This window comes from Sutterella sp. KLE1602 (assembly GCF_001578585.1).
GTDB lineage: Bacteria > Pseudomonadota > Gammaproteobacteria > Burkholderiales > Burkholderiaceae_F > Sutterella > Sutterella wadsworthensis_A.
The window spans coordinates 1-7,029 of sequence record NZ_KQ968565.1 but is presented as its reverse complement, the minus strand read 5'-3'; the positions used below and the strand labels follow the sequence as shown (position 1 = coordinate 7,029).

General features: G+C 54.1%; 6 protein-coding genes. 2 read left to right on the top strand and 4 right to left on the bottom strand.

What is annotated here, in order from left to right:
• The 3 genes from HMPREF3036_RS12335 to HMPREF3036_RS09430 form a co-directional block, all read right to left on the bottom strand.
• Window positions 1-176, bottom strand: a 176-nt coding sequence (locus tag HMPREF3036_RS12335) for a helix-turn-helix domain-containing protein (protein ID WP_231853616.1), incomplete at its 3' end; no start/stop codon positions are given.
• Window positions 177-388: 212 nt separating this feature from the next.
• Window positions 389-2,200, bottom strand: a complete 1,812-nt coding sequence (locus HMPREF3036_RS09435) for a phosphoethanolamine transferase (protein ID WP_197457976.1) — start codon at window positions 2,198-2,200, stop codon at window positions 389-391.
• A 425-nt stretch (window positions 2,201-2,625) separates the two neighbouring features.
• Window positions 2,626-3,612 carry a tyrosine-type recombinase/integrase gene (locus HMPREF3036_RS09430; RefSeq protein ID WP_062333927.1) on the bottom strand — a complete coding sequence of 329 codons (987 nt, stop codon included), beginning with the start codon at window positions 3,610-3,612 and terminating at the stop codon, window positions 2,626-2,628.
• A 475-nt stretch (window positions 3,613-4,087) separates the two neighbouring features.
• Between HMPREF3036_RS09430 and HMPREF3036_RS09425 the strand changes: the two genes are divergently transcribed.
• A complete protein-coding gene (locus tag HMPREF3036_RS09425) occupies window positions 4,088-4,387 on the top strand; it encodes a DUF6429 family protein (protein WP_062333924.1) in 300 nt (99 codons plus the stop codon).
• Window positions 4,387-5,298: an EamA family transporter RarD gene (gene rarD, locus HMPREF3036_RS09420; RefSeq protein WP_062333922.1), complete on the top strand. Its 912-nt coding sequence runs from the start codon at window positions 4,387-4,389 to the stop codon at window positions 5,296-5,298. Before HMPREF3036_RS09425 ends, rarD begins: the two co-directional genes overlap by 1 nt.
• A 314-nt stretch (window positions 5,299-5,612) precedes the next feature.
• On the opposite strand, the gene HMPREF3036_RS09415 is transcribed toward rarD, so the two are convergent.
• On the bottom strand, window positions 5,613-6,938 hold the full coding sequence (locus tag HMPREF3036_RS09415; protein ID WP_231853615.1) for an RNA-guided endonuclease InsQ/TnpB family protein: 1,326 nt from the start codon (window positions 6,936-6,938) through the stop codon (window positions 5,613-5,615).
• Between the last annotated feature and the right edge of the window lie 91 nt (window positions 6,939-7,029).

Below are 7,029 nucleotides of genomic sequence, written 5' to 3'. Positions count from 1 at the left end.
CTTCGCCTTGTATTCGCACTGGCGCATGAATTCACCCCATCCTGCATCGGCAATCGCCTTTGCAAGATGAGATACAGCGCCTTGTTGAAGCAGAACCGCACAGCACCGAAAAGGCCGGCCAGATATTTCTTATGGTCGGGTGTCGGATAGAGTCGAACTCGGATGGCGCGGATCATTCGTGATAGAGGCAGGAAAGGAATTGATATTTGATTATATGAGGCTTCCTATTTTGGCGTATGCCTCGCATTTCGCCGTCTTTTCCGCCATTCCTCCCCGCCTCACCGAGGCGAGGGTTCCTGGCGGATTTGGCTGAGTCAGCCGTCAAATCTGGACGCACATGATTCAGCTTCATGAAGTCCATGATCCTGATTGATTCGACGGATTCTGTTCATTGGCCAAGATTTGGATCATCCGCAATTCGATATTTTCCGGAAATCGTCGACAGATCCCGAAGAGTACGAGAATATGACGGAGATGCAGGATCGTTGTGCGGTTCGTAGTAAGGTTGATCCTGTATGTCGAGAAGACCACAGACGAGGTCAAAAACCATGTCGTTGGTGAAAAATTTGCCGACGTTCTCCTTCAGCGCCTGAGCTGCCTCCGGTGCCGACTGAATGAAACCATCAGAGAATGCGGCCCACAAGGGAATTCTCACCATCTTCCAGGTGAAGGGATCGAGTGTATGACCGTGTTTCGGATCTTCGCCATGGTCTGAAAAGAAGAGAAGTGCCTGAAAATCCGACCTGGTTCGGAGATATTCGTATACCTGTCGTGTGAAATCGTCGCTGAAGCGGACGGCATTGTCATAATCCTCGCTAGGTTCGCCGTCCCGAGAGGCATACGAGGACGGATATCGCTGTTCATAGTTGCTGTGACAACCTAGGACATGCAGAAAGACCAGTTGTTTGGCGTCGTGGTTCACTGGTATCTTTCGAAGTTCGTCCACAAGTGCATCGTCGTAATGCCGGCTCTGAATTTTCTCACCAATGGTTTCGTTGATCCAGACCTGATGGTCTGCCTCGTTGGCGATAACGGTAGTTGGAGAGTCCCAGCCGCCCAGCCTGTTCTGATTGCTCAACCACGAAACATGGTAGCCGGCTGCTCGGGCAATTTCCACGATCGAGGGGCTCTCGGCGAGAGGTCTGTCGGTGAATTGTGAGCGAGCCGTAAGTGCCTGTTCAAGGGATCGAACAGTATTCGGGTAGCAGGAATAGGCATTCTGCATGAGAACGAAATGATCGTCTACCGCCTGACGTGTCAACCACGGGGTCGTCTCTTTTTCATAGCCGTAGGCAGACATCCTGTCGCGAGTCTGGGATTCCCCGACAATGACGACATAAAGACCGTGGCGCCCCTGCTCTCGGATGCCCTCGAGGGATGCAATCAGGGACTTCCGTTCCTCCAACTTGCTTTCAAATGAATTGAGTTCCTGCACTTTTTCGACAGCTGCAGTCACGATGTTCGTGGTGAGATTCCCGGCGTTTTTCATGGCTGCTGCGATGCTCGTGGCCAGTATGATGACGGATATGACTGGAACAGCCCGGCTGAAGATGCCAATGCTTTGACGACAGGTTAGCGCTCTGATTGAGATGGCGGACAAAAGGACGGCAAAAATACAAACGCCGACCGTAAACATCGCGCCCTTATACGAGAAGTATTCGACCGCTTCGCTGGGATTGGTCTGCCAGATCGCAATCAACGTGTCGGCGTTCATCAAGCCATCATGAGACAACCAGTATGCAATGAAAGCAAGCGGCAATGAGACAGCAGCACCCCAGAGTACTGCGGAAACCAGACGGATCAGCCTCTGTACGAATCTGTTCTGGAAAAAGCACGAAGATGCCGTAAAAAACATAATTGATACGGCAAGCGAGATCGCACAACAGTTGTTCTTCGTGAGGCTCCGTGGCAGATCGAAGACATCTCTAACATTCGAATCTGCATCCCAGTACATCATGGCGCCCGGCACATTCAGAAGCAAATACAAGATCAGCGTGGCCGCAAGATCTCGTCGATCCTTGCGAAAGACGTACAAAAATCCGGCAAGACCGACGGCTGTCAACAAAGTGTAGCCAGCGTGTCCGAAAGCATGTTTGTATGTGCCGAGCAGAAAGGCATTTGTCAGAAAAATGAAGGAGACTGCGAAAAGATAGAGCGTGATCGGCAGAATTAAAGCATTAACCCATGCTCTGAAAGGCAAGTTGAATCGTAACTTAGAGGGGGGGGGGGGTATCATTATGCTATTCATTTTAATATTGCAATTCGCTTTATAGATCGGCTCGACAATTTTTACGACAGGCTGACAAGGAGGCTCAATGAGAGAGCCGGACGCGCCCATTTCCGCTTCTCTATGAGGAATTCCTCGAGGTCGAAATGATCAGGGACAGAGTTGCATGCATGATCGGAAGCAGGTCGATGAAAACGCAGAATCGAAATCTGCCCCTGCAGTAGAAAGTTTCTGGGCATCGCGACAATGACGAATGGGAACCTAATATACCAGTATGGCAGGCAATTTTCCATTGGCTTTTGGACTGGAGACGCGTGACTTTATGACGTCCGGATGGTTGACGCCCGGGCGGCCCGTCATCAGTCCCAGAAATAGGTTGTCAATCTGAACTCCCATGATTAGAGAACTGCATTTTCTGCCGCCCTTCTCATCGCATCATCACCGCGACGGTCGTACATGGCGGTGGTCGAAATGTTCGAGTGCCCCATCATGTTCTTAACGGTCACGATGTCGACATTGTTCGCGAAGAGTCGTGTGGCGAATGTTCGTCGGAGGTCATGTGCCGTCGCCGATTCATGGTTCGCGGACTCCATGCGGCGTTTTGTAATCCGACCGATCGAACTCGGGTCGAGAGCGTCGGTAATGGAAATCCGGCCGTTCTTGTAGATCCGTCCGAAAAGCAATCCTGGTTCTGTGCCACGCCAACTACGAATCCAGATTTCGACTGCCTGTGCGACTGGCGGCGGAAGAAACACCCTCCTCTCTTTGTCGCCCTTGCCGATCAGGGTGAGGGAACGGTTGTAGAGATCGAGCTTGTCGATGCGGATGCCAGGAATTTCACCACGACGAAGTCCGCAGCCGAGCATCAGTGCGATGACTGCGCGGTCACGGGCGCCGATCGCCGTGTCCGCATCGCACCCCGCGAGAAGATTTCGGGATTCGTCAAAGGAAAGCGCGCGCCCCGTAGGTAGTCGATAGAAACGCCTCTGCTTCAGGGACTTGATGCGAAGGTAGTCCTCGTGCTCCATCGATCGTGCGAGCCAGGCAGCCTGAGCGACCCCCTTGAGGGCAGCCAAATAACAGTTCGAAGTTGAGCCCGAAATGCCGTCGCGCTCCTGTTTAGCGAGAAACGCGAGCACGTGTTCGGTCTTCATCTCTCCCCAACGGCAGTCTCGAAGATCGGCGGCGCCGGTCCATCGGGCGAAGACATTGAGTTTTGACGCCACCGACTTGCGCGACTGCGGCGAATGAAGCGTCGCGAGATAGGCGAGCGCCGCATTGACCTGTCCCGAATTTGCAGCGGCCGTTGCCGACAGCATGCCTTTCTGAGTTGCGCCCGAATCGGCGCCCTTCGGCGGAACCATGACCTCAAAATCCGTTGACATTTCTAAAAACCCTTGATGGAGAACGAAGGCGCGAGTTTCTTAGTGCGGGCGACGGACGCTCCAAATAACGCACGAGAATGAACATTCTACGACATTAACATATTATATCTCTTCCTTCGATCCGATTTACCCCTTGAGGGGTTCAGGGCTGCGGGATTTTCAAGAGGGTCTTCAAGGAAGACAGTACTCGGGCGACGGCACAAAGAACCACAAAAACAGCACTTCCCATGGCGCGTTTGAATGGTTTTGGGTGAGAGGATGTCGGCCTACGCTCGAAAGATCGCGTTTATTTGCGCCCTGATAGCCCCGAAAATTCTCTCTTGGGCTGTGCGACAGGGTGAGAGAGGTATTTTGGAACGTGAAAAACAGTCCTTTTGAGGGTTCCGGGCTCTGAAAACACTTCGATCGGGCACGTTTTCGCCACAGCAGGTAGAATGTTCAGATAGCAAAAACAATACAAAGCCAGGACGCCTCCATGCAAGAACAAAAAAACAATGAAGACACTCTGACTGACGATGCCATTGAGGCCGGCATTGAGGAACTGACCCTCGTGCTCCTTTATCTGAAGCGCTTCAAGTGGAACCATGACGACCAGGTCGCCCGTGCCAGCTGGCGTAGCTTCGACTGGGAGACGCTCGACAATCTTTTGCAGTCCTCCGATCTTTCCGGTTGTGACCACAAGGCGGTCTGGATTTCCGACGAAGGCATCAGGCGGGCGCGCAACATTCTGGAGAAGTACGGCCTTTCTCATCTTGAAGGTGCTGCAGAAGCTTAATGACCGAACGACTGGAGCCGGACTTCCGGCTCGGACTCACCGGAGCCATCGTCTCCTATCTCAGCTGGGGTCTCATGCCCATCTACTGGAACCTGCTCGAAGGAGCCGGCTCCGTGGAGGTGATTGCCCATCGCATTCTCTGGTCGCTTCTCTTCATCCCGCTCGTGATGGCGGTCCGCGGAAAACTCCGATCTGCCTGGTCCGACATCAAGTCAATTCTCACCTCTCCAGTCACCGCCCTTCTGCTCGCGACCGCCGCGTGCTTCGCCGGCCTCAACTGGTGGATCAACGTGATCGCCGTTCTGAGCGGTCACGTCGTGGAGCTCGGCATCGGCACCTTCCTCACGCCGCTCATCTCCGTTTCCTGCGGCGTCCTCTTTTTCCGTGAACGCCTCTCGCGCACGAAGACTGCGGGCGTGATGCTCGCCATGACCGGCGTGCTCATCATGATCGTCTCCTTCGGCCACTTTCCCTGGATTTCGCTCGGCGTCTCGGCGACCTGGGGAATTTACGGGGCGCTCAAGAAAAAGCTCATGCTCGACGCCTGGGTGAGCATTCTGCTTGAAGGCCTCATGATGATGCCCGTTGCTTTGGGTTATGTCTTCTGGCTTTCGTCGATCGGTGAAAATCACTTCCTGCCGACGGTCAATCCCGAGCTTTCGCTCTGTCTCGCCGGCACCGGCATCGTCGCCTCCATCCCGCTTATCTTCTTTACGATCGCAGCGGTCAACCTCCCGATGAACGTGCTCGGATTCTGCCAGTACATCTCGCCGATCCTCACGCTTTTGCTCGGAATCCTATTCTTCAACGAGCGTTTCGGCTGGGGCGAACTCTTCACCCTCCTCTTCATCTGGAGCGGCATCGCTGTCTTCCTTTTAGCAGAAGTTCACGAACATCGCAAGGCTCATTGATCACTTCGGGTGTTCATGCTGAGTGCTCAGGAGTTACGATGATCGTCCTTTCCTGCGTTCAATTCAATGCCATCAGCGTAATGAATTCTTCATCTCTGATGACGCGAGGAGAACGCTCAATCCTCAATTTTGATCCCCGGTGTTTCTGTTCGTTAATGCCTCCCCGATGCGCGTTTTGTGTTCCAGAGTGTTTTTGACTTCCTCCCCGTCCTAAAGGGCGGGGATTCCTTGGACCACGCGGTCTCGTGGTTCAAGGGCGGTTCCCATTGATGGCATCGAGTCCTTAGGCCGAAAGCCTTGCTCCCCAACACTCACTACATGGGCGATGTGCTTTTGTTGTGTGCACTCGGGCCTGTCCGGCCCTTCCTCAACACGTTCAGGGCACCCACCACGTCGGCATTCGCTTTGAAGCCGCAACTTTCGTTGACGCACTTGAAAATCGCCTGCGTCGGGCGGTTGCGTTTGTCCCTGCTCTGACAGTGCGGGCAGGTGATGCTCGTCCCTCTCGGATCGACGGGAATCATCACACCACCCACTTTCAGAAGTTGCCATTCGATTGTTTGGCGAAGACTGTAGAACCCCGTGCGCAGGATGGCGCGGTTGAGCCCGCTTTTCTGCTTCACATTCTTGCCGGGATTCGCAACGGTGCCCTTGGCAGACGCCGTCATGTTCTTCACCTTCAGGTCCTCGACGTACACGCAGCCGTACTCCTGCGCGAGCGCATGCGCCGTCTTCCTGTGGAAATCCTGTCGAATGCAACGAATCTTTCGGTATAGGTTTTGAATCCTCTCCTTGAGCTGACGGCGCTTGCGACTCGGCTGCTTCTTGTCAAAAGGCTCCGCCAGTCCCAACTTCGCGAGTTTCTTTCGCGACTCCTGGTTGAGCGAAAGCTTGCGTTTCAAGCCCGCAATGCGTTTCTCGATCGAGCGAATCTTCGCCGTGTCGAGATCGTAGAATCGTCCGTCGCTCGTCGCGACGGCATGCACGACGCCGACGTCGATTCCGACATCGAGCGCCTTCATGTCGGGAGCCTGGACTTCGAACTCAACCGTGAAGATCACGAACCAGCGGCCGCAGTCCTTCTTGACGTGAATCTGTTTCACGACACCGGGAACGAGCGTCCCGTTCGCACACTCAAACGCGATGGCACGCGTTCTACGGTATCGAATCCAGCCGATCTTCGGGAGCTTGACTCGCCCGTTGGCATCGTCGATGTGTTCTGGAGCAAACTGCGGAACCCGAAAGCCGTCTCCGATATCTTTCGCCTTGAACTTCGGCCATCCTTTGTGTGCCGGATCGCTCTTGGGACGGAAGCTGTCGCTGATGGCGCGATCGAGATCGAGCAGGGCTTGCTGGAGCGGTTGGGCCATGGCCTCGCGAAGGAAGGCGGTCTCGGGTTGTTTTTTCCAGAGCACCAACTCGTGGGCGAGCTCCTTGTAGGTGAGAAGCTTTTCACCTTTAGACTTGCGCTCGTTTTGGATCCCCAACGCCTTGTTGAAGACAAACCTGCGGCAACCGGCGTTTCGACTCAAGGCCGCACGTCGGGTCTCGTCAACGTAGAGTTCGTATTGAAAGGCGCAGGTGATCTTCATATGAACATCATGGCACACTTCCTTTAAGAATGCGTGCTTTACGACCAAATGCCCATTTGGGCCTTATATCCTCCCCATGAATGGAGAGGTTTTACGGCCCGTTAGATAAAGTCGAGCCGAGAAAACCCGCGGTTTTAAC

What these genes read in the sequence shown, in the direction of transcription:
- rarD (WP_062333922.1), top strand. Translation starts at nt 4,387, where the DNA reads ATGACCGAACGACTGGAGCCGGACTTCCGGCTCGGACTCACCGGAGCC.
- HMPREF3036_RS09425 (WP_062333924.1), top strand. Translation starts at nt 4,088, where the DNA reads ATGCAAGAACAAAAAAACAATGAAGACACTCTGACTGACGATGCCATT.
- HMPREF3036_RS09430 (WP_062333927.1), bottom strand. Translation starts at nt 3,612, where the DNA reads ATGTCAACGGATTTTGAGGTCATGGTTCCGCCGAAGGGCGCCGATTCG.